This is a genomic window from Peribacillus psychrosaccharolyticus ATCC 23296 (assembly GCF_000305495.1).
GTDB classification, from domain to species: domain Bacteria; phylum Bacillota; class Bacilli; order Bacillales; family DSM-1321; genus Peribacillus; species Peribacillus psychrosaccharolyticus.
In genome coordinates this window covers 108,355-130,570 of the sequence record NZ_AJTN02000193.1, presented here as the reverse complement: position 1 = coordinate 130,570, position 22,216 = coordinate 108,355, and the positions used below count along the sequence as shown (strand labels likewise).

General features: G+C 39.0%; 21 protein-coding genes and 4 tRNA genes. 24 read left to right on the top strand and 1 reads right to left on the bottom strand.

Annotation, left to right across the window (positions count from 1 at the left end):
* The first annotated feature begins 4 nt into the window (after window positions 1-4).
* The 5 genes from rsmG to WYK_RS11965 all read left to right on the top strand — a co-directional run bounded on the left by rsmG (window position 5) and on the right by WYK_RS11965 (window position 4,255).
* Window positions 5-721, top strand: coding sequence for a 16S rRNA (guanine(527)-N(7))-methyltransferase RsmG (gene rsmG, locus WYK_RS11985; RefSeq protein WP_040374715.1), 717 nt, complete (start codon window positions 5-7; stop codon window positions 719-721).
* A gap of 97 nt (window positions 722-818) precedes the next feature.
* A complete protein-coding gene (gene noc / locus WYK_RS11980) occupies window positions 819-1,670 on the top strand; it encodes a nucleoid occlusion protein (RefSeq protein WP_040374714.1) in 852 nt (283 codons plus the stop codon).
* A 204-nt stretch (window positions 1,671-1,874) separates the two neighbouring features.
* On the top strand, window positions 1,875-2,636 hold the full coding sequence (locus WYK_RS11975; protein ID WP_040374713.1) for a ParA family protein: 762 nt from the start codon (window positions 1,875-1,877) through the stop codon (window positions 2,634-2,636).
* Complete coding sequence (locus WYK_RS11970) at window positions 2,629-3,486, top strand: ParB/RepB/Spo0J family partition protein (protein WP_040374712.1); 858 nt, start codon at window positions 2,629-2,631, stop codon at window positions 3,484-3,486. The genes WYK_RS11975 and WYK_RS11970 overlap by 8 nt, the downstream gene beginning before the upstream one ends.
* Window positions 3,487-3,544: 58 nt before the next feature.
* On the top strand, window positions 3,545-4,255 hold the full coding sequence (locus tag WYK_RS11965) for a DUF554 domain-containing protein (RefSeq protein WP_040374742.1): 711 nt from the start codon (window positions 3,545-3,547) through the stop codon (window positions 4,253-4,255).
* A 40-nt stretch (window positions 4,256-4,295) separates the two neighbouring features.
* Here the strand turns inward: WYK_RS11965 and yyaC are convergent, their stop codons facing one another.
* Window positions 4,296-4,919: a spore protease YyaC gene (gene yyaC, locus WYK_RS11960; protein WP_040374711.1), complete on the bottom strand. Its 624-nt coding sequence runs from the start codon at window positions 4,917-4,919 to the stop codon at window positions 4,296-4,298.
* A gap of 259 nt (window positions 4,920-5,178) precedes the next feature.
* Between yyaC and WYK_RS11955 the strand changes: the two genes are divergently transcribed.
* The 19 genes from WYK_RS11955 (at window position 5,179) to WYK_RS11865 (ending at window position 22,214) form a co-directional block, all read left to right on the top strand.
* Complete coding sequence (locus tag WYK_RS11955; RefSeq protein ID WP_051387463.1) at window positions 5,179-6,000, top strand: mechanosensitive ion channel family protein; 822 nt, start codon at window positions 5,179-5,181, stop codon at window positions 5,998-6,000.
* 27 nt (window positions 6,001-6,027) lie between these two features.
* Complete coding sequence (locus WYK_RS11950) at window positions 6,028-6,225, top strand: DUF951 domain-containing protein (RefSeq protein WP_040374710.1); 198 nt, start codon at window positions 6,028-6,030, stop codon at window positions 6,223-6,225.
* Between the two features lie 168 nt (window positions 6,226-6,393).
* Window positions 6,394-7,494, top strand: a complete 1,101-nt coding sequence (gene ychF, locus WYK_RS11945) for a redox-regulated ATPase YchF (RefSeq protein ID WP_040374709.1) — start codon at window positions 6,394-6,396, stop codon at window positions 7,492-7,494.
* Between the two features lie 199 nt (window positions 7,495-7,693).
* On the top strand, window positions 7,694-7,981 hold the full coding sequence (gene rpsF, locus WYK_RS11940; RefSeq protein WP_040374708.1) for a 30S ribosomal protein S6: 288 nt from the start codon (window positions 7,694-7,696) through the stop codon (window positions 7,979-7,981).
* A gap of 53 nt (window positions 7,982-8,034) precedes the next feature.
* Window positions 8,035-8,577 carry a single-stranded DNA-binding protein gene (ssb, locus tag WYK_RS11935; protein ID WP_040374707.1) on the top strand — a complete coding sequence of 181 codons (543 nt, stop codon included), beginning with the start codon at window positions 8,035-8,037 and terminating at the stop codon, window positions 8,575-8,577.
* Between the two features lie 45 nt (window positions 8,578-8,622).
* Entirely contained in the window at window positions 8,623-8,862 is a 240-nt protein-coding gene (gene rpsR / locus WYK_RS11930; protein WP_040374706.1) for a 30S ribosomal protein S18, read from the top strand.
* 295 nt (window positions 8,863-9,157) lie between these two features.
* Window positions 9,158-10,099: a YybS family protein gene (locus WYK_RS11925; protein WP_040374705.1), complete on the top strand. Its 942-nt coding sequence runs from the start codon at window positions 9,158-9,160 to the stop codon at window positions 10,097-10,099.
* A gap of 115 nt (window positions 10,100-10,214) precedes the next feature.
* On the top strand, window positions 10,215-12,104 hold the full coding sequence (locus WYK_RS11920; RefSeq protein ID WP_081704875.1) for a DHH family phosphoesterase: 1,890 nt from the start codon (window positions 10,215-10,217) through the stop codon (window positions 12,102-12,104).
* On the top strand, window positions 12,104-12,553 hold the full coding sequence (rplI, locus tag WYK_RS11915) for a 50S ribosomal protein L9 (protein WP_040374704.1): 450 nt from the start codon (window positions 12,104-12,106) through the stop codon (window positions 12,551-12,553). The genes WYK_RS11920 and rplI overlap by 1 nt, the downstream gene beginning before the upstream one ends.
* Before the next feature lie 135 nt (window positions 12,554-12,688).
* Window positions 12,689-14,053: a replicative DNA helicase gene (gene dnaB, locus WYK_RS11910; RefSeq protein WP_040374703.1), complete on the top strand. Its 1,365-nt coding sequence runs from the start codon at window positions 12,689-12,691 to the stop codon at window positions 14,051-14,053.
* Window positions 14,054-14,272: 219 nt separating this feature from the next.
* Complete coding sequence (locus WYK_RS11905) at window positions 14,273-15,565, top strand: adenylosuccinate synthase (RefSeq protein WP_040374702.1); 1,293 nt, start codon at window positions 14,273-14,275, stop codon at window positions 15,563-15,565.
* Between the two features lie 315 nt (window positions 15,566-15,880).
* Window positions 15,881-15,956, top strand: a tRNA-Lys gene (locus WYK_RS11900).
* Between the two features lie 16 nt (window positions 15,957-15,972).
* A tRNA-Glu gene (locus WYK_RS11895) sits at window positions 15,973-16,044 on the top strand.
* 4 nt (window positions 16,045-16,048) lie between these two features.
* A tRNA-Asp gene (locus tag WYK_RS11890) sits at window positions 16,049-16,125 on the top strand.
* Between the two features lie 68 nt (window positions 16,126-16,193).
* Window positions 16,194-16,266, top strand: a tRNA-Phe gene (locus WYK_RS11885).
* 394 nt (window positions 16,267-16,660) lie between these two features.
* Window positions 16,661-18,079: a peptidoglycan DD-metalloendopeptidase family protein gene (locus tag WYK_RS11880; RefSeq protein ID WP_051387461.1), complete on the top strand. Its 1,419-nt coding sequence runs from the start codon at window positions 16,661-16,663 to the stop codon at window positions 18,077-18,079.
* Window positions 18,080-18,355: 276 nt separating this feature from the next.
* Complete coding sequence (gene yycF / locus WYK_RS11875) at window positions 18,356-19,063, top strand: response regulator YycF (RefSeq protein ID WP_040374701.1); 708 nt, start codon at window positions 18,356-18,358, stop codon at window positions 19,061-19,063.
* Window positions 19,064-19,068: 5 nt separating this feature from the next.
* A complete protein-coding gene (gene walK / locus WYK_RS11870) occupies window positions 19,069-20,901 on the top strand; it encodes a cell wall metabolism sensor histidine kinase WalK (RefSeq protein WP_040374700.1) in 1,833 nt (610 codons plus the stop codon).
* Window positions 20,898-22,214 carry a YycH family regulatory protein gene (locus tag WYK_RS11865; protein ID WP_040374699.1) on the top strand — a complete coding sequence of 439 codons (1,317 nt, stop codon included), beginning with the start codon at window positions 20,898-20,900 and terminating at the stop codon, window positions 22,212-22,214. The genes walK and WYK_RS11865 overlap by 4 nt, the downstream gene beginning before the upstream one ends.
* Window positions 22,215-22,216 lie beyond the last annotated feature (2 nt).

The following is a 22,216-nucleotide window of genomic DNA, read 5'->3' as shown; positions in this document are numbered from 1 at the left end:
ATTCATGAAAATAGACCAATTTGCATTACAGTTGAAGGAGAAGGGAATTGAGCTTTCCTCTCTTCAACTGCAACAGTTTGAAACCTATTACGAGCTCTTGGTAGAGTGGAATGAAAAAATGAATTTAACGGCTATAACTGAAAAAGAAGATGTTTATTTAAAGCATTTTTATGATTCGGTCAGCGCCGCCTTTTATTTTGATTTTACTAAACCTTATAAGATTTGTGATGTAGGCGCAGGAGCGGGATTTCCAAGTATACCGCTGAAAATTTGCTTCCCGAATCTTCAGGTATCCATTGTTGATTCGTTAAATAAGAGGATTTCTTTTCTCGAGCATCTGTCCGCTTCTCTTCAGTTGACAAACACGACCTTTTATCATGACCGTGCTGAAACGTTTGCTCAAAAAGCAGACCAACGGGAACAATACGATATTGTTATGGCCCGAGCTGTTGCAAGGATGTCAGTTCTAAGTGAGTTATGTTTGCCGCTGGTAAAGACAGGCGGCACATTTATTGCAATGAAGGCTGCTAGTGCAGGAGAAGAAATAGATATTGGAAAAAAGGCGATTTCTGCTATGGGTGGAAAATTGGATCAAGTTCATCCGTTTCTTTTACCTGAAGAAAACAGCGAAAGAAATATTATTATTATTCAAAAGGTGAAGCAAACACCTAGGAAATATCCACGTAAACCTGGTACTCCAAATAAAATGCCCATTGAGTAAGTACAACAGGCTTGAACAATTTTGCCGAGGTATGAAGGACTTTATTAAATTATAGAGAATATGTTATGTGGGAGTTTTGTAAAGGTGGTGTAGGAAGATGAAGCATCCTTTTTCGCGATTCTTCGGGTTAGGCGAAAAAGAGGAACAACAGAAAGAGATGGAAGAACCTAATAAAAATGATGAAATTATGAAACTTTCCATCTCCGACATTGTCCCGAACCGATATCAACCAAGAACAGTTTTTAATGATGATAAGCTTTCCGAGTTAGCTCAGACGATACATACACATGGCATCATTCAACCGATTGTTGTGAGAGAGTATGAATCAGGGAAATTCGAAATAATTGCTGGCGAGAGGCGTTTTCGAGCCATGCAAAAGCTTGGCTGGGAAACGGCTCCAGCCATTATAAAAGATTTTAATGATACTGAAACGGCTTCAGTAGCACTTATAGAAAATCTTCAGCGGGAAGAATTAACACCCATTGAAGAAGCAATAGCATATGGGAAACTTATAGAATTACATCAATTAACCCAAGAAGCTCTTGCCCAGCGGTTGGGAATAGGACAGTCTACTGTAGCAAATAAACTTAGACTGTTAAAGCTTCCACAGGAAGTCCAGCAAGCGGTGCTCAACAAGCAAATTACGGAGCGTCATGCTCGATCATTGATCCCCTTGAAAAACCCTGAGAAACAAATCAAGCTACTTGAGGAAATCATTGAACGCAATTTGAATGTTAAGCAGACCGAGGAACGGGTAGTGAGACTGCTCAGTACCGAGCAAAAGCCCAAGCCTAAACGGAAAGCATTCTCCAAGGATATGCGAATCGCGGTTAATACAATCCGACAATCTCTTTCTATGGTGACGGATAACGGGATTAATCTTGATTCTGAAGAAGAAGAATTTGAGGAGTATTATCAATTCACTATCAAAATCCCCAAGAAAAAATAAATGGTTTACATGCCTGGTAATCAGTGATTACCGGGTTTTTTTGAAACCCTTCTTTTCCCTATTCACTTCTGTACGAGAAAATGAGTCGAAATGCATGCTTTCATGGTAAACTGAAATTGGAAAATAAATATTAATTTTTACTATTTTTTACTTATAAGTGAATGAATATTGATAGAATACTATGTTTAGAAAGAAGGTGACACCGTGGGAATGGTTCTCGCCATCGCCAATCAAAAGGGCGGTGTAGGAAAAACAACTACCTCTGTTAACTTGAGTGCGTGCTTAGCTTACATAGGTAAGAAGGTATTATTGGTGGACATTGATCCTCAAGGGAATGCCACAAGCGGGGCAGGAATTGACAAAGCGGATGTGGAACAATGTATTTATGATGTATTGGTTGATGACGTAGAAGCATCTGAAGTCATCAGAGAGACGAAAGTTGAAAACCTTTATATAATCCCTGCCACCATTCAGCTTGCAGGTGCTGAAATTGAGCTGGTTCCAACTATTTCCCGGGAAGTACGCTTAAAAAGGGCGCTTGAAGAGGTAAAAGAAGATTATGACTATATCATTATTGATTGCCCGCCATCACTAGGTTTGTTAACATTGAACGCATTGACCGCTGCAGATGCTGTTGTCATTCCCGTCCAATGTGAATATTACGCTCTTGAAGGACTAAGCCAGCTGTTAAGCACGATTCGCCTTGTACAAAAACATCTCAATCATGAATTAAGGATTGAAGGCGTGCTGCTGACGATGCTGGATGCCCGCACAAATTTAGGAATCCAAGTCATTGAAGAGGTTAAAAAGTACTTTCAGGATAAAGTGTATCGAACGATAATCCCACGGAATGTCAGACTAAGTGAAGCACCGAGTCATGGGGAACCAATCATTATCTATGATCCAAAGTCACGGGGAGCAGAGGTCTATTTAGAACTGGCAAAGGAAGTGGTTGCAAATGGCTAAAGGCCTTGGAAAAGGACTTAATGCACTGTTTCCCAATTTAGAAACGGGAAAAGATGATACTGTACAGGCAGTTAAAATAAAGGAAATAAGACCAAACCCTTATCAACCTAGGAAAGTTTTTCGTCCTGAGGCGATAGAAGAATTGAAAAATTCGATTATGCAGCATGGAATTCTTCAGCCGATTATTGCACGAAAAAGTATAAGAGGGTATGAAATCGTCGTAGGGGAAAGGCGATATCGAGCAGCAAAAGAAGCTGGTTTTAAGACTGTTCCGGTTGTAGTAAGAGAAATGAGCGAGCAGCAAATGATGGAGCTTGCTATCTTAGAAAATCTTCAGCGAGAAGACTTGAATCCCATTGAGGAAGCTGTCGCCTATCAAACTCTATTAGAAAGACTAGGAGGTACACAGGAAGAATTAGCAAAACGACTTGGAAAAAGCCGGCCCCATGTGGCTAATCATATTCGACTTCTAGCTCTCCCAGAAGACATTCAATCTTTTATCTCCTCTGGAAAAATATCGATGGGTCATGGCAGGGCGCTTCTCGCTTTAAAGAATAAAAATAGTGTGAATGAAGTGATTACTAAAGTACTTAAAGAGCATATGAATGTGCGTCAGCTTGAAACCTACATTCATCTATTAAATCAGGATGTTCCACGTGAAACGCCTAAGCCAAAACAAAAGAAAGATGTTTTTCTAAAGGAAAGAGAAGCGAACCTACGTGAACGATTTGGTACGACGGTCACGATTAAGAAAACAAAGAAAAAAGGGAAAATTGAAATCGAGTTTTTCTCTGAAGAGGATTTAGAACGAATTATGGAGATATTAGATCAGAATTCTCCTTCTTCATAAACCATCTTTTATAGATGGTTTCTTTTGTATATAGTTTAGGAAGAAGAGGGGAATGAAAGTGGTTCTGCTAGGTACACTGGTTAATGGAGTTTGTATCATTGGAGGTACATTGGCGGGAAGGTTGTTGAAAAATATTCCCGATCGAATGAAAGAAAGTGTTATGTTCGCTATCGGGTTGGCTGTAACTGTTCTTGGACTGCAAATGGGATTCAGCAGCAAATCCTATCTTATTGTCATTCTCAGTCTAGTTATTGGTGCAGCGGCAGGAGAATGGTTGAATCTAGATGAAAAGCTGAACATGATGGGTAGTTGGATCGATAGAAAAATGAAGCGGAATGACAGCTCTATTTCGCAGGGTTTTGTCACAGCAACATTAATCTTTGTCATTGGAGCGATGGCCGTTATTGGATCTCTCGACAGCGGCATTCGGAATGACCATGATGTTTTATATACCAAGGCAATTATTGATGGCTTTACGTCCGCCATATTGGCTAGTACGCTAGGGATAGGTGTAATTTTTTCTTCTATTCCTGTGGTCATTTATCAGGGATCAATAGCGTTATTTGCTACCCAAATTAACAATTGGGTTCCTTCAGCATTAATGGACTCATTTATAGAAGAAATGACGGCAGTCGGCGGCATCATGATTTTTGCTATCGGATTAAACCTATTGGGACTAACTAAAATAAGAGTGGCAAATTTGCTTCCGGGTCTCTTAGTTACAGCCGTACTGGTTTCAATCGTCTACTATTTTGCTATTCCTGTGTAAGGTCGTCTGCAAAAGAAAAAGAAGGAGAGTATTCCCCTTCTTACGGTGTTTTTTCCTGATCAAATGTCCAATTGAATTGTTGGAATGCTTGTTTTTGATGAATTTGACTGCCGGCAAAATAGATACCATTTGCAATGGTCTTTGCCATTTTCAAGACAAGATTGAGCCTGGTATTTTGTAAAACCATGAATTCCATAAAGCCGCTGACATTGACTATGCCGGTAATATGGGCATCTCCGACAGCTGGTAATTCTTTATTTACACCGGCCCCTGGCTTTACGGGTCCCGCGCCGACTTGGACAATCCCTACACTTTTCACTTTCCCTAAGCAGGCATCTACGCCAATAATAAAGGGATTAAGATGAGTTTGCTGGATATCGTTCAAGCGTTCTTTAAGATTCATAGCATGAATGGGATCTTCAAGTGTCCCGTAAACAAAAAACTCAGAAGAAGATGTTTTTTCTTTGAGCAGGGTGCCTACTAAAGGGCCGAGAGAATCTCCAGTTGAGCGGTCTGTTCCGATACAGGCGATGACAATCGGTCTTGGATGGACAGGAAGCAATGAGAGCAATTCTTTGGATATTTGTTTAGATGCGTCAAGATCTTCATGTAAGATTCTGCTCAAGCTGCTCTTATTATCAAAAAAACTCGATTTTATATTCATCGCTTCCACTCCTCTTAACTAGTACTAACAGTATACGGATAAATAGGAAAGGGTATACATGCTGCGGGGAAAATATCAAAAAAATGTAAAGTGCTTATAGGTTGGAGAAAATATTGAACTTCTGCGGAGTATTAGTCAGCAGGATTATTAATGGTTTTACTTATATACCCAAATATTTTTTATACAAAAACCCATTATTTGTTGTTAAGATAGCTTTACACTACTTTTTTATTTTTTTTAGGCAGAATAGGTGGATTGAATGGATTATATTGCAGATAAATTAAAAAAGGAATTTTTCGATGAAGATTTATGGGTGGACCTTAGTGTAGGTATTTTAAAGTTATTTGTCATTTTCTTCTTATCAAGATTAGTTATTCGGTTAAGTAAGGCAGTAATCTCTAAATTTTTTCTTGTTCGCTCTAAAAGTCCAATCAGGGTATCAGAACGTCGTGAAGCCACGCTATTAAAGCTCATTCAAAATGTTATTACGTATATCGTTAATTTTATCGCCTTAATTATGGCTTTAGAAGTGTGTGGACTTGATATTAAAGGGTTACTGGCTGGAGCAGGAATCGTTGGTTTGGCGATTGGTTTCGGAGCTCAGAGTCTGGTTAAGGATATTATTACAGGGTTTTTCATCATCTTAGAAGATCAATTCTCTGTAGGCGATCATATTAAGGTGAAAGATTTTGAGGGAGAAGTCCTGGAAATTGGTCTTCGAACAACCAAAATTAAAAATGTGACGGGTCAGCTTCATGTTATTCCAAATGGAAGTATTCTAGAAGTGACCAATTACTCAATGTTGAATAGTGTCGCTGTGGTCGATGTTACGCTGCCGTATGACGGGAATGTGAAGTCAGCTGAAGCTGCAATTGCAGCGATGCTCGATACCTTGCCTCATAAATATAATGAATTAGTAAAGGCACCTGAAATCCTTGGGATTGAAACCCTAAGTCCAACCGAAATTGTGTTAAGGATTACTGCAGAAACCTTACCCAATAAGGGGTCGTCTATCAGCAGAGTGCTGCGGAAAGAAGTAAAGGATTGTTTAGATCAGCATGAATGGAATCCAGGTAATTAAAAGTCTATAGGTAAAGGTAGATGAGACATGGAAGAGAAAGAATATGGACTAAATGACGTTGTTCAGATGAAGAAGCCGCATCCATGTGGAGATAATCAATGGAAAATCATTCGGTTAGGTATGGATATTAGAATCAAATGCGAAGGCTGTGGTCATAGCGTCATGCTGCCAAGGCGCGAGTTTTCTCGAAAAATGAAAAAGGTTTTGAAAAAGCATGAGGAATAGACCATGCTTTTTTCTATGGTTCTAAGTGATACGCTTATTCTCAATGGTGTCTTTAGGTAGAGACTAGACTTTTCTACAGGCAAAATCTATAATTGGGAAAGGTTTATGTCTATTTCCGGAATGTAAAATGCTGTATCTTGATAGATAATTCAGAGGAGTGAAAAATAAATGGCTTTAACTGCAGGAATCGTTGGTTTGCCAAACGTTGGTAAATCTACTTTATTTAATGCAATTACCCAAGCTGGTGCAGAATCAGCTAACTATCCGTTCTGTACGATTGATCCGAATGTTGGAATCGTAGAAGTACCTGATTACCGTCTTCAAAAGTTAACAGAACTAGTTCAACCTAAAAAGACAGTTCCTACGGCTTTTGAATTTACAGATATTGCTGGTATCGTAAAAGGTGCAAGTCAGGGTGAAGGACTTGGCAATAAATTCCTTTCTCATATCCGTCAAGTAGATGCTATTTGTCAGGTTGTTCGTTGTTTCAGTGATGATAATATTACACATGTATCTGGAAAAGTGGATCCGCTTGATGATATTGAGGTCATCAATCTTGAATTAATTCTTGCTGATTTAGAATCCGTTGATAAGCGTATTGATCGTGTTGGGAAACTGGCGAAGCAAAAAGATAAAGAAGCAGTGATTGAGCATGAAGTGCTTGTAATGATTAAAGAAGCACTTGAAGCGGATAAACCTGCCCGAGCAGTAGAGTTTACCGAAGAACAGCTTAAAGTGGTAAAGGGCTTGCATCTTTTAACAGCTAAACCCATGTTATATGTTGCCAATGTAAGTGAAGATGAAATAAGCGATGCAGCGAACAATGAGTATGTACAAATTGTTCGAGAGTATGCTGCGAAAGAAAATGCCGAAGTTATCGTCATTTGTGCCAAGATCGAAGAAGAAATTGCTGAGCTCGAAGGTGAAGAAAAAGAAATGTTCCTTTCTGAGTTAGGAATTGAAGAATCTGGTCTGGATCAGTTGATTCGTGCTTCATATCATTTATTAGGCCTTGCTACGTACTTTACCGCTGGTGTACAAGAGGTTCGTGCATGGACATTCCGTAAAGGTATGAAAGCCCCTCAATGTGCGGGGATCATCCATACAGATTTTGAACGCGGATTTATTCGTGCTGAAATCGTATCTTATGAGGACCTGCTTGCTGCAGGAAGCCACAGTGCAGCTAAAGAAGTTGGGAAAGTACGTCTTGAAGGTAAAGAATATATTGTTCAAGATGGAGACGTTATTCATTTCCGGTTCAACGTATAAAAATAAGACCTCTGCCCATAAGCAGAGGTCTTATTTTTTGTTGATTAAACAAATCGATTTATCATTTATAGACCATTGGAGATAATTAGGACAGTTCATTGCATAATGTTAATCACTATGCTATAATTTATTCTTGTGAGTAATTATAAAAATTGCTCCTTGCCCAATGGGCCGCTTAGACCAAAAGGAGGTGACAGAGATGAGAAAATACGAAATTATGTATATCATCCGTCCAAACATTGAGGAAGACGCTAAAAAAGCGTTAGTTGAACGTTTCAACACAATCCTTACTGATAATGGTGCGGAACTTACTGAAGCAAAAGAGTGGGGTAAACGCCGCTTAGCATACGAAATCAATGATTTCCGTGATGGCTACTACATGCTTCTAAGAGTTAATGCTGATTCAACTGCGACATCAGAATTTGATCGTTTAGCTAAAATCAGTGAAGACATTATCCGCCATATGATAACAAAAGACGAAAAATAATTTTAATAGATAAACATTTCTAACCATTTTGGAAAACTTAGGGGTGGATTCTTATGATGAATCGCGTAGTTTTAGTAGGTCGCTTAACTAAAGATCCTGAATTACGATATACACCTAATGGAGTACCTGTGGCAACCTTCACTTTGGCGGTTAATCGTACTTATACGAACCAGCAGGGTGAACGCGAAGCAGATTTCATCAATTGTGTAATTTGGCGTAAACCGGCAGAAAACGTCGCTAATTTCCTTAAAAAAGGAAGCTTAGCTGGTGTAGACGGCCGTATCCAAACACGTAATTTTGAAGGTCAAGATGGTAAACGGGTGTATATTACTGAAGTACAAGCTGAAAGTGTTCAATTCTTAGAGCCAAAGGGTAGTACCGGAGGCAATAGGACGGAAAGTAGTTCTTATGGTAATCAAAAGAGCAATAACAGCGGCGGCAACAGCAGCAGCTATGATAATCCATTTGGACAAGGCCAAGGTCAAAATACTAACCAGAATCAACGCAGCAATAACAACTACACTCGTGTAGATGACGATCCATTTGCGAATGATGGCAAAACGATTGATATTTCTGATGATGATCTGCCATTTTGATATTGAACAAACTAGGCATTTTTAAATAAGGGAGGGAAATATATTATGGCAATGGGTGGACGTAAAGGACGCGGTAAGCGTAAAAAGGTTTGTTACTTTACATCAAACGGAATTACTCACATCGACTACAAAGATGTGGATCTTCTTAAAAAATTCGTTTCAGAACGCGGTAAAATTTTACCACGTCGTGTAACGGGTACTAGCGCTAAATATCAACGTAAATTGACGATTGCTATTAAACGCTCACGTACAATGGCATTACTACCATATGTTACTGGTGAATAAGTCATTTAACTAAAGTCCTGTTTGCTCTTATGAGCCTTACAGGGCTTTTTTTATTAAATACCTTTAAAAACTCCATCTTCATTTAAACAATTTGATGATCTATTATGAACAGCCTTCTAGTTTTATAGTCCTCCATCCAATACATACAATAAACAAGTTAAAAAGGGAAATAATGAAGATAGAGTTTCCTAGAAGAAGTGGATAATTGAAATGAAGACGTTTTACAGGATAAAATAGAAGTAACGATAATCAATTTAACTACAGATTGGTTGAATAGTGGAGAGGTCGTGGAAAGTTGAACAGTGGAAGAAAGATTACAGAAGGTGGAGTGCTGCTTGCGTTCTACAGTGTCCTGTTATTAATCACGCTATATCTTCCTCTCGTTGGAGGCGTCTCATTTTTCTTTTTACCCATTCCATTTATCTTAATGACTATAAAGCATAGTATACCTTGGACATTTGGCTTTCTTTTTATAGCCGGTGTATTAACGCTAATACTCGGTGCAATTTCCATTCCCTTGACACTCCTAATGGGTTTAATGGGTATAACAATAGGTTATTGTTTAAAAAGAGAGCAGCCTTTTATTATGCTTTTTGTGAATACGGTATTAGTCGTCCTAGGTGTGATATTAGCGATTTTGGGAGGCGCTGTTTGGATTCTTAAAGTCAATCTTATCGAAAAGTTCTTCGACATTGCTGATGCTTCAATGGCTCAATCTACCGAAATACTAGAAAGTTTTGGGCAGACAATTTCGAAAGAAAGATTAGAAACCGTAAACGATATGTTTGAGATGATGAATACATTGCTGCCAACGCTCTTAGTTCTTGCCTCAGTAATAATCGTAATTTTGTTTTTCCTTGTCTCACAGCCATTTATTAAACGCTTCAGCACCATGAAAATCCAGTGGCCTTTATTCAGAGAACTACAACTGCCTAAAAGTCTTTTATGGTATTATTTACTTACTATGGTCCTGACGTTAGTTGTGAACCCAGAAAAAACTAGTTTCATGTATCTAGCACTCGTCAATTTAATGTTTATTTTGCAAATACTTATCCTGCTTCAAGGTTATTCATTGGTTTTTTATTTTGCTCACATAAAAAAATGGCCAAAGGTCATTCCGTACTTGGTGATTGTTGGTTCATTCATTTTACCAATGGTACAGTCTATAGTTAGGATATTAGGTATAATAGATTTAGGTTTTCCTTTTCGTCAAAGCATTGCGAAAAAGAAAGAGTAAAGAGACTTAATTTATAGGTGCTTTTAGGAGCTGAAATTATGCCATCTTATTTTAAAAAAATGCGGTGATTTTCCCGCTTTATGGGCTTTTAAGTGTTGCAGTCCTGCTAGTAGGCATGCTCGCTTATTATAATTGGTGGACTGCGCTTATCGGTTTGCTTGTGCTGTCTATTATGTTTTTTTTCGCCTTACGAACGGAGATACGTAATCATCGTGAGACGGAGGAGTATATCTCTACTTTGTCCTACCGTCTAAAAAAAGTCGGTGAAGAAGCACTGCTGGAAATGCCGATTGGTATCATGCTTATTAATGATGATATGTATATTGAATGGACGAATCCATTCTTAGCTTCTTGTTTTGATGAAGATTCACTCGCTGGACGGTCTTTATACGATGTAGCTGAAATGATTGTTCCGTTAATTAAACAGGATATAGAAACCGAGACGGTTACCCTGCATGATCGCAAATTCAAGGTAATCCATAAAGTGGAAGAAAAGCTGTTGTACTTTTTTGATGTCACTGAGCAAGTAGAAATTGAGAAGCAATATGAAAACGAACGTACAGCAATCGCGATTATTTTCCTCGATAATTATGATGAATTAACACAAGGAATGGATGATCAGCGAAAAAGCTCTCTTAACAGTATGGTCACATCTTTGCTTGATCATTGGGCAAAGGATAACGGTGCCTTTTTAAAACGGACATCGTCAGACCGGTATATTGCCGTATTCAACGAAGCAATCCTGCATCAGTTTGAAAAAGGGAAGTTTTCAATCCTTGATGAAATCAGGGAAAAAACAGCAAAACAAGATGTACCGCTTACTTTGAGCATTGGGGTCGGATCAGGGGTGTCTATGCTTCCTGAACTAGGAACGCTTGCTCAATCAAGTTTAGATTTGGCTCTTGGCCGCGGCGGTGATCAAGTGGCCATTAAACAAGCAAATGGTAAAGTTAAATTCTTTGGAGGAAAAACCAACCCCATGGAAAAACGGACTCGTGTTCGGGCTCGCGTCATCTCTCATGCACTTAAAGATATCGTGGTAGACAGTGATAAGGTAATCGTGATGGGTCATAAATTCCCTGATATGGATGCCATCGGTTCTGCTATTGGAATTTTGAAGGTAGCCCAAATGAATCAGCGTGAAGGGTACATAGTCGTGAATGTTAATGAAATTGACAATAGTGTTCGCAGGCTTATGGATGAAATTAAAAATAAGCCTGATTTATACGAGCGCTTCATTACTCCAGATGCTGCCACTGAAATGATTACTGATGATACCCTATTAGTCGTGGTGGATACGCATAAACCATCTATGTTAATTGAAGAAAGACTCTTAAACCGGATTGATAAAGTAGTCGTAATTGACCACCATCGTCGAGGAGAAGAGTTTATTAATAATTCACTGCTTGTGTATATGGAGCCATATGCATCTTCAACAGCAGAATTAGTAACAGAACTACTTGAATACCAGCCTAAAAGAGGCAAGTTAGACATGCTCGAAGCAACTGCCCTATTAGCAGGGATTATTGTCGATACCAAGAGCTTCTCGCTTAGAACCGGATCAAGGACATTTGATGCGGCTTCCTACTTACGAGCAAGAGGAGCTGACACTGTACTCGTTCAAAAGTTTATGAAGGAAGATGTCGAAACCTATATTAAACGGTCGAGATTAATTGAATCGGTGTCCTTTTATAAACAGGGAATTGCGATTGCTGTTGCTCAACCGAATGATATCCATGACCAAGTGCTGATTGCTCAGGCAGCAGATACACTCCTGACTATGGATCGCGTTAGTGCCTCCTTTGTTGTTGCATTGCGCTCAGAAGAGGTCGTTGGCATCAGTGCGCGGTCATTAGGAGATATCAATGTTCAAATCATTATGGAGATGCTAGACGGCGGTGGTCACTTAACCAATGCGGCAACACAGCAGACTGGTACTGTTCAAGAAGTAGAGTTAAAATTAAAAGCAGCAATAGATGAATATTTAGAAGGAGGACAAACATAATGAAAGTGATCTTTCTGAAAGACGTAAAAGGTAAAGGTAAAAAAGGTGATGTTAAAAATGTTGCTGACGGATATGCACATAACTTCCTGTTAAAGCAAGGATTAGCGGTCGAAGCTAGTAATACAAATGTGAAAACATTAGAAGCACAAAAAAATAAAGAAAATAATTTAGCAGCTGAAGAATTAGAGCAAGCCAAAGAATTAAAAGAGACAATAGAAAAGATTACAGTTGAGTTAGAGGCAAAAGCAGGAGAAGGCGGCCGTCTTTTTGGTTCAATTACAACGAAGCAAATTGCAGCAGAACTTCAAAAAAAACACGGTATTAAACTCGATAAACGTAAAATGGAATTAAATGACGGAATTCGTTCTCTTGGTCACACAAAGGTTGCTGTTAAGCTTCACCCAGAGGTTTCAGCGACATTAACAGTTCATGTTAAAGAAATTAGCTAATTTTAGTGCTTTCATATTTATGAAAAATTGTTAAAATAGAAGTAGATAAAAAATGTGATCGGGCATTAGGTCCTTTCACATTTTTTCTTTGCAGAGCATAGTGAGAGAACCCCTCTAGAATAGGAGGTCAAATAGATGAATGAGGTTTTTCAAGACCGGATACCACCGCAGAATATCGATGCTGAGCAAGCGGTATTAGGCGCGATATTTTTAGAACCTGCTTCCATGACAGTCACGTCAGAGGTGTTAATCCCTGAGGATTTTTACCGCAGCTCCCACCAAAAGATTTATACGGTAATGCTTAAGCTGAATGATCATGGTAAAGCAGTGGATTTAATTACTGTAAGTGAAGAACTTTCAGCTTCAAAGAATTTAGAAGAAATCGGCGGGGTATCCTATTTAAGTGAACTGGCAGGATCCGTGCCTACTGCTGCCAATGTGGAATATTATGTACGAATTGTTGAAGAAAAATCACTGTTAAGACGGTTAATTCGTACGGCTACTAATATTGCGCAAGAAGGATACAGCCGTGAGGATGAAGTGGAAGAACTGCTAGGTGAAGCAGAAAAAAATATTATGGAGGTTGCACAGCGGAAAAATGCTGGTGCATTTCAAAATATTAAGGATGTACTCGTTCGCACCTACGATAACATTGAAGTTCTGACCAACCGTAAAGGTGATGTGACCGGAATTCCAACAGGATTTACGGAACTAGATCGAATGACAGCCGGATTTCAGCGTAACGATTTAATTATTGTAGCTGCCCGTCCATCAGTAGGGAAAACCGCCTTTGCGCTTAATATCGCTCAGAACGTGGCTACAAAGACCGAAGAAAACGTAGCTATCTTTAGTCTTGAGATGGGTGCTGAACAGCTTGTCATGCGTATGCTGTGCGCTGAGGGGAACATTAACGCTCAGAACCTGCGGACAGGTTCATTAACGGATGAAGACTGGCGGAAACTTACCATGGCAATGGGAAGCCTGTCTAATGCCGGAATTTATATTGATGATACACCAGGTGTTCGAATTGGAGAGATTCGGTCGAAATGCCGTCGTTTAAAGCAAGAACAAGGTCTTGGGATGATCTTAATTGATTATCTTCAATTAATTCAAGGAAATGGCCGTTCTGGCGAGAATCGTCAACAAGAAGTTTCAGAGATTTCACGGTCTCTTAAGGCACTGGCCAGGGAATTACAGGTTCCAGTTATTGCTCTTTCTCAGCTTTCCCGCGGTGTAGAGCAGCGTCAAGACAAACGTCCTATGATGTCTGATATCCGTGAATCAGGAAGTATTGAGCAGGATGCCGATATTGTTGCCTTTCTATATCGTGATGATTATTACGATAAAGAATCTGAGAACAAAGATATCATTGAAATTATTATCGCTAAACAGCGTAACGGCCCCGTTGGTACAGTTTCGCTTGCTTTTGTTAAAGAATATAATAAATTCGTAAATCTTGAACGGCGGTTCGATGATTCCTCAATGCCTCCCGGTGCATGAGTTTGGCACTCTTTCAACTATGAAAGAGTGTATTTTTTTATAGTTTCTATCGTATAACTAGTAGAAAAAGAGATTATTCACGAACGAACAAATATATAAACGAGAATATTGTTCGTCTATTTGGTTGACTGACACCTGTGTTTATTGGTAAAATAGTTTTGTTTGATAAGAACCCGGTTTGTAAACTGGGAGTACGTAAACCCGTGGAGGTGCTTTGAAATGTCATCAGTGGTAGTAGTTGGAACACAGTGGGGCGACGAAGGTAAAGGCAAAATTACAGACTTTTTATCAGAAAACGCGGAAGCAATCGCACGTTATCAAGGCGGAAATAACGCTGGACATACAATTAAATTTAATGGTGAAACCTATAAACTGCACTTAATTCCTTCTGGAATTTTCTATAGCGATAAAGTTTGTGTAATTGGAAATGGTATGGTGGTTGATCCGAAGGCGCTAGTTAAAGAACTTGCTTATTTACATGAACGTGGAGTTTCAACAGATAATCTGCGAATTTCAAATCGTGCGCATGTTATTCTTCCTTACCATATTAGACTGGATGAAGTAGAAGAAGAAAGTAAGGGAGCAAATAAAATCGGTACGACTAAAAAGGGAATCGGACCTGCTTATATGGATAAAGCAGCTCGTACAGGGATTCGGATGGCCGATTTATTAGATCGTGAAATCTTCGAAGAAAAACTAGCTCATAACCTTAAAGAAAAGAATCTTCTGCTTGAACGTATTTATGAAACAGATGGCTTTAAGCTGGAAGATATTCTTGATGAATATTTCGACTACGGTCAGCAGGTACAGAAATATGTTTGTGATACGTCTGTTGTCTTAAATGATTTAATTGACGATGGAAAACGTGTCCTTTTTGAAGGTGCACAGGGTGTGATGCTGGATATTGACCAAGGTACGTATCCTTTCGTTACATCTTCTAATCCAGTTGCTGGCGGCGTCGCTATTGGATCAGGTGTAGGACCAACAAAAATCAATCATGTGGTTGGTGTCTGTAAGGCCTATACGTCCCGAGTAGGAGATGGTCCTTTCCCTACAGAGTTAGAAAATGAAATTGGTCATCAAATCCGTGAGGTTGGACGCGAATATGGTACAACAACAGGAAGACCGCGCCGTGTAGGCTGGTTTGATTCGGTTGTTGTCCGCCACGCCCGCCGTGTTAGTGGAATTACAGACCTTTCTTTAAATTCAATCGATGTCCTTTCAGGAATCGAAACCGTAAAAATTTGTGTTGCATATAAATATAATGGTGAAGTGATTAAAGAAATTCCAGCTAACCTTAATATTCTGGCTAAGTGTGAACCAGTATATGAAGAACTTCCTGGTTGGAAAGAAGATATTACCGGCTGTCGTTCACTAGATGAACTGCCTGAAAATGCACGTCACTATGTAGAGCGTGTGTCTCAGCTGACCCAAATACCGTTGGCAACATTCTCTGTCGGTCCAGACCGTACACAGACGAACATTGTTATAAACCCTTGGCGTATAGTATAAAAAAACATCTCGGGATATTCATTCTATTAAGGTTTGGATATCCCAGTTTTTATATGACGCTTACATGGTAATTTCATAGTAAAATAAGCTGATATTAAGCGGTCCATAAGAGACAATGTTATCCTGCTTTATTGATTTGTTTGTACCGTGTGGCATGGATTGAGATCATTAAAATGACAAAGAAAAAACACCGTTAAAAATAATACTGAAATTTATTTTAAAATACTATTGCTAAAAAGTCATAATCTATGATAATATAAAAAGCGTCGTCACAAAAGAAAGTAAAAACAGAGCATTTGCTGCTGTTAATTGTACGAGCCATTAGCTCAGTTGGTAGAGCATCTGACTTTTAATCAGAGGGTCGTAGGTTCGAATCCTACATGGCTCACCATTTTTATTTTTGTAATGGCCCCTTGGTCAAGCGGTTAAGACACCGCCCTTTCACGGCGGTAACACGGGTTCGAATCCCGTAGGGGTCACTTTGGTCCGGTAGTTCAGTTGGTTAGAATGCCTGCCTGTCACGCAGGAGGTCGCGGGTTCGAGTCCCGTCCGGACCGCCATTTTTAAATGTTCAGCTTATTTCATTGAGCCTTTCAGGTTCATACCGAAATGAAATAAAATAAATTATGGCCCGGTAGCTCAGTCGGTAGAGCAAAGGACTGAAAATCCTTGTGTCGGCGGTTCGATTCCGTCCCGCGCCATCTCTTAAACGCCTTTAGGGCGTTTTTTTTGTGTTTATAATTAACTCGCTTCTTTCCTCTTCTGTAATCTTTTTGTCATATACCTAATTCATTCATACTTTATTTTTCCAACCCCAAATGTCATTCTTACTGACAGACGAACATTCCCGATGCAAATAACAGGTAAATACATGTAATAAACGATTTTTTGTTTTGTAACATGATGTCAGTATCTATACATTTTTATTACAAATTAGCCTCTCTTTCAGAATGGTTTCGACAATATGATAGAGTAATGAAGGGAAAAAATGTTTAATGAATCTAGTCATTTATACCTACATATCGAAAGACTTTAGGTTATAAGATATCTTCTTGTCATTATAATGGCTGTTTCTTCAAGGAGGAATAAGGAAAAATGTTCAAGTTATATAATAGATGTACTCTTTTTAAAGGATTCCTTGCCGCATGTGCAGTTGTTTTACTGTTTCCGATACATTCATCTGCCAAAGAAAATGAAACATCAGAAATGAAGACGGTGCAGCATGTGTATGTTGATGATGATTTTGTTGGAAGTTTGACTGATGATAAAGGTTTACAGTCGAGTTTAGAAGAAAAAGTAGAGGATACAAAAGCAGCATACCCAGATGCCGTCATTAATGCGGATAGTCAGGTAACGCTCATACCTGAACAAATGTTTGAGGAACCTGACCGGGATAGCTTGGTTATTGATAAAGTCATTCACGATCTTAAAGTCAAAGCGGATGCTTACGAAATTATGATTGGTGATGAAGGGGTTGCTTATGTCTCATCAAAGGCCGATGCCGAGGAAGTAATAAAAAGCATACTTCTTCAGTATGTGACGGAAAAAGAACTTGAACAATATGAAGGAAAGAAACAAGGGGAAGTAAACGATACACAGGAAAGCCGTGTAACAGATATTCTATTATCAAAGTCTGTTGAAAGTAAAGCTGTTCATGTAGATCCGGCTAAACTGATTGATGTTAAAGAAGCAATTGAAGTGATTAATGAAGGTACGCATGTTAATGCGGTCTATGAAACAAAGGATGAAGAAACGCTGGCAGATATTGAAGACATTACTGACGTTGAAATAACAAGACTATTAGAATTAAATCCGGATATTAATGATGAGACGAAACTAGAGTCAGGTACAGAACTGCAAGTTGAAGTCCCTGTATCTTATCTAGATATTCGAGTTGAAAGAGAAGTCTTTAGGAATAAAAAAATAGCTTTCGAGACTAAAATTATTAAAGATGAACAACTTTATGAAGGTGAAAAGAAAACAGATGTAAAAGGGAAACCTGGGAACCGGGTTATTACGTATAAAACAATTGAAATGAATGGACAGCCTATTGAAGAAACGGTTACAGATGACCGTGTGGCATCAGAAGCAGTTACACAAGTGGAAAGAGAAGGAACAAAAGAAGTGCCTTCCAGAGGGACAGGAACCTTTGCATGGCCTGCAGACGGAGGTTATATCTCCAGCAAGCAAGGACAACGATGGGGTAAATTGCATAAAGGGATTGATATTGCCCGTCCGGTAACCAAAACAATTACAGCTGCGGACAATGGCGTGGTAGAATTCGCTGGAATAGGCTCTGGGTATGGAAATATGGTCATCATTGATCATAAAAACGGCTATAAAACAACTTATGCCCATTTAGACTCGTTAGCTGTTCATTCCGGACAAGTAGTACCTAAAGGAACGAAAATAGGTGTGATGGGGTCCACAGGCCATTCCACAGGTGTACATCTTCATTTTGAAATTCATAAAAATGGTGCGCTTGCTGACCCGCTTAAGTATATTAATCAATAAGTACTAGATCAAAAGCCTCTGAACCTTAGATTCGGAGGCTTTTGACATGTATTGTGGAGGCGGTATTACCCAATGGAAATAGGTAATAGATGATTTAAAGCCTAGTAAGTGATAAAGTATAATAGAGAATATATGTATGCTCAAGGTACCACTGTACGGTTTTAACAAAAGAAAAATTCATAGTGAAAAACTAGATTAAATCATTAAGCTATTTTACTAACGAAGTAGAAGGCTATTTAGATAACAGCTACCATTTGACAAAGGAGAAACAAGAATATGGAAAAAAAGATTTTAGTAGTAGATGATGAGAAGCCGATTGCAGATATTCTGCAATTCAATTTAAAGAAAGAAGGCTATGATGTATATTGCGCTTATGATGGCAATGAAGCACTTAAAATGGTCGAGGAATTACAGCCAGATCTGATCCTTCTAGATATCATGCTTCCACAGCGTGACGGTATGGAAGTTTGTCGTGAAGTCAGAAAAAAATATGAAACACCTATTATTATGCTGACAGCTAAGGACTCGGAGATAGATAAAGTACTAGGTCTAGAACTAGGAGCAGATGATTATGTAACGAAACCATTTAGTACGAGAGAAATCATCGCTCGTGTAAAGGCCAATCTCCGTCGTCATCAAATAGTAGCTGCGCCAAACCCAGAAGAAGAATCAAAAGAAATCTCTATTGGACCTTTAACGATACATCCAGATGCGTACGTTGTATCTAAGCGCGGCGATACAATTGAGTTAACGCATAGAGAATTTGAATTGCTCCATTACTTAGCCAAACATATTGGACAAGTTATGACACGAGAACATCTTCTGCAAACGGTTTGGGGCTATGATTACTTTGGAGATGTTCGTACGGTAGACGTAACAGTGAGACGTTTACGTGAAAAAATCGAAGATAATCCAAGTCACCCAGGCTGGATTGTCACAAGAAGAGGGGTAGGTTATTACCTGCGTAACCCTGAACAGGAGTAATAACCATGAAAAAGCTAGGCTTATTTCGTTCTATTCACGTGAAGTTTGTCCTTATCTACGTGCTGCTAATCTTTGTAGCCATGCAGATTATCGGTGTATATTTTGTTGCTGAATTAGAAGGTAAATTGAAGGAAAACTTTCAGAAATCAATTACCAGTCATATTAATCTTCTGACCTACAGCATAGGTGAAGAAATGACAAAAGAAAGAACAGAAAGTGATCCTCCGCTTGAAGTCGCAATCAATGGAATCCTTCTAGATAAGAATAATGGCAATAACGATATAACCGAGGTTCGTGTCGTCGAACAAAGATCAAAGAGAGTGATTGGAACATCGAATACTAGTAATCAAGCACTCGTCGGAAAGAAAACAACTGATTTTCTTGTCAAGCGGACACTTGTAGTCGGCCGAGAGCATAGTGAAATTCAGCGTGACAAGGATACGGGCCGGCGCATGTGGGTGCTTGCAACGCCTATTACTGAAAATTCGACGGTGATTGGTGTGGTCTATTTAATTGCGGATATGGAAAACGTATTCGAAGAAATGAATGAAATTAATACTATATTTATTACCGGAACAGCTATAGCACTTGTTATTACGGCAATATTAGGGGTATTTCTCAGTCAAACCATTACCCGGCCAATGACGGATATGCGAAAACAGGCAATAGCTATGTCTAGAGGGAACTTTTCTCGTAAAGTAAAAGTGTATGGCGATGATGAGATTGGTCAGCTTGCTGTCACCTTTAATACGCTGACTAAAAAGCTTCAAGATTCCCAGTCGAGTACAGAAGGGGAACGCAGAAAGCTGTCTTCCGTATTATCGTTTATGACTGATGGAGTTATTTCAACTGATCGTCGAGGACGAGTGAACTTGATTAATGACCCGGCAGCACGTTTATTAGATGTTTCACGTGAAACAGTATTAGGTCAGCCCATAATTGAACTGCTTGGGCTGGAAGAAGAATATACCTTCGAGGATTTACTTGAAGAAAGAGAATCTGTCATTCTTGATTATAGTAAACAGAATCAACCATATGTACTACGTGCTAATTTTTCCGTTATTCAAAAAGAAACTGGCTTTGTTAATGGCTTAATTACCGTGCTGCATGATATTACCGAACAGGAAAAGATCGAGGAAGATCGCCGTGAGTTTGTAGCAAATGTCTCTCATGAGCTGCGTACACCGTTAACGACGATGCGTAGTTATTTGGAAGCTCTTGCTGAAGGTGCCTGGCAGGATGAGGAGATAGCTCCGGCATTTCTAGGGGTCACGCAAAATGAAACAGAGCGAATGATCCGCCTTGTGAATGACCTGCTTCAATTGTCGAAGATGGACAGCAAAGATTATCAATTTTCAAAGAACTGGGTTAACTTTAGCACCTTCTTTACAAACATCATTGATCGGCTGGAAATGTCGAAAAAAGAAGATATTATTTTTAAAAGAGATGTACCAAGAACAGCTTTTTATGTCGAAATCGATGAAGATAAAATCACCCAAGTACTCTACAATATTATTTCTAATGCAATGAAATACTCCCCGGAGGGCGGACAAATTACCTTTAGAATCCGTGAAGCAGATGAACAGATTGTGATTAGTATTAGTGATGAAGGAGTGGGAATTCCTAAAAACACTCTTGATAAGATCTTTGAACGGTTTTACCGTGTTGATAAAGCTAGATCAAGGAATGTCGGCGGCACTGGATTAGGACTTGCTATTGCTAAAGAAATGGTCGTCGCTCATGGCGGGAAAATTTGGGCTGAAAGTGTGGAAGGCAAAGGAACGACTGTATTCTTTACCCTACCGTACGAACAGGAACAAGAGGATGAGTGGTCATGAATTTTGAACATGTGAAAAGCATTACTCTGACGATTTTAATTGTCACAAGTGCAGTGTTGACATGGAATATTTGGACGACCCAGCCCGAATATGAAGACATAGATCCCAATGGGTTTATCCCGGTTAAAACAGAAGAAAAAGAAATTAACGATATTCTTAAGTTAAGAGGGATTCTTTTTCATTCAGGCGGTAGTCATTTTCAAATGACCGACAGTGTCGAATTGGATAAATTCCAAGCTAATTTATCTAAATGGACTTTAAATGGTTATAAAGATGTCTCTTCTGAAAAGGCTGGGTCAGCTGGAGAATTCAGCAATTTTCTGCACAGTGAGGCTAATACAGAAATTTTGTTAACAGATGAAGTACCGTTTAAAATTTTTAATATGCTTCTCAATAGTAATGAAAAGGATTTACCGAGCTTTTCGTTTGACCGAATTGTTTTTCAAGCGAAAGAGTCAAGCCAAAGAGACTCATCGATTTATTTTGTTTCAACAAAAAACAAGGAAGTTATAGAAAGTAAATTAAATGGAGCGGATATGGAAGGGTTTTATCAAACCTACTATAAAAAGGCTCAAACTTTACCTGAATATGAATCGTACAAGGTTAGTAAAGAACGTACATTGTTTATTCTGAAAGAAAAACCGAAATTAGAGAAGCTCATCTATAGTATTAAATACGTGAATTTGAGTAACCTCAAAAAAGCTCTGTTTGATAATCCCTCAGAAGTCCGAACTGAAAAAGTGGAGGATGGAGAGGAGTATTCAGATGACGGCAGCTTGATGACAGTTCGAAGTAATTCCTTAATTTCTTATGTGGATACCACTGAAAAAGGGAATACGATGAACAGTTTTTCATCAAGTGAAATCATTCAGCAAAGCATAAACCATGTAAATAATCATGCAGGATGGGAAGAAAATCAATATCAGTTTGCAGGTCTTAAAGAAAATGACCAGAGTATCTTTTTCCAGTTGTTTATTGAGGGGATTCCAGTATTTAATGAATTAGGAATGTCTAAAATTGAACAGGTTTGGGGCAATGCCAATATTTATCGTTATAAACGTCCTGCTTTCGCTCTTGATTTCCCTTTACAATCTGATGGTGCTGAGGTTGAACTGCCAACAGGGAGGGAAGCGATAAAGGCGTTGAAAATGAAAGAAGGTTTTCAACTGAGCAAGCTTCAAGATTTAGTCGTTGGCTACCGTTTATCGAAACCATCGTCAGATGATAAATTCGTGACACTTGAACCCGCTTGGTATTACCGTTCTGGTGATACTTGGACCATCGTTTCGTTTGCTGAACTGGGAGGCGAGTAGGG

Bases quoted from the DNA above. Each gene is read 5' to 3' on its own strand.
- WYK_RS11920 (WP_081704875.1), top strand. From the start codon at position 10,215: ATGCTCGCTTATTATAATTGGTGGACTGCGCTTATCGGTTTGCTTGTG.
- WYK_RS11865 (WP_040374699.1), top strand. From the start codon at position 20,898: ATGAATTTTGAACATGTGAAAAGCATTACTCTGACGATTTTAATTGTC.
- rpsF (WP_040374708.1), top strand. From the start codon at position 7,694: ATGAGAAAATACGAAATTATGTATATCATCCGTCCAAACATTGAGGAA.
- rsmG (WP_040374715.1), top strand. From the start codon at position 5: ATGAAAATAGACCAATTTGCATTACAGTTGAAGGAGAAGGGAATTGAG.
- WYK_RS11880 (WP_051387461.1), top strand. From the start codon at position 16,661: ATGTTCAAGTTATATAATAGATGTACTCTTTTTAAAGGATTCCTTGCC.
- ychF (WP_040374709.1), top strand. From the start codon at position 6,394: ATGGCTTTAACTGCAGGAATCGTTGGTTTGCCAAACGTTGGTAAATCT.
- yycF (WP_040374701.1), top strand. From the start codon at position 18,356: ATGGAAAAAAAGATTTTAGTAGTAGATGATGAGAAGCCGATTGCAGAT.
- rplI (WP_040374704.1), top strand. From the start codon at position 12,104: ATGAAAGTGATCTTTCTGAAAGACGTAAAAGGTAAAGGTAAAAAAGGT.
- WYK_RS11950 (WP_040374710.1), top strand. From the start codon at position 6,028: ATGGAAGAGAAAGAATATGGACTAAATGACGTTGTTCAGATGAAGAAG.
- yyaC (WP_040374711.1), bottom strand. From the start codon at position 4,919: ATGAATATAAAATCGAGTTTTTTTGATAATAAGAGCAGCTTGAGCAGA.
- walK (WP_040374700.1), top strand. From the start codon at position 19,069: ATGAAAAAGCTAGGCTTATTTCGTTCTATTCACGTGAAGTTTGTCCTT.
- ssb (WP_040374707.1), top strand. From the start codon at position 8,035: ATGATGAATCGCGTAGTTTTAGTAGGTCGCTTAACTAAAGATCCTGAA.
- noc (WP_040374714.1), top strand. From the start codon at position 819: ATGAAGCATCCTTTTTCGCGATTCTTCGGGTTAGGCGAAAAAGAGGAA.
- WYK_RS11955 (WP_051387463.1), top strand. From the start codon at position 5,179: ATGGATTATATTGCAGATAAATTAAAAAAGGAATTTTTCGATGAAGAT.
- WYK_RS11970 (WP_040374712.1), top strand. From the start codon at position 2,629: ATGGCTAAAGGCCTTGGAAAAGGACTTAATGCACTGTTTCCCAATTTA.
- rpsR (WP_040374706.1), top strand. From the start codon at position 8,623: ATGGCAATGGGTGGACGTAAAGGACGCGGTAAGCGTAAAAAGGTTTGT.
- WYK_RS11905 (WP_040374702.1), top strand. From the start codon at position 14,273: ATGTCATCAGTGGTAGTAGTTGGAACACAGTGGGGCGACGAAGGTAAA.
- dnaB (WP_040374703.1), top strand. From the start codon at position 12,689: ATGAATGAGGTTTTTCAAGACCGGATACCACCGCAGAATATCGATGCT.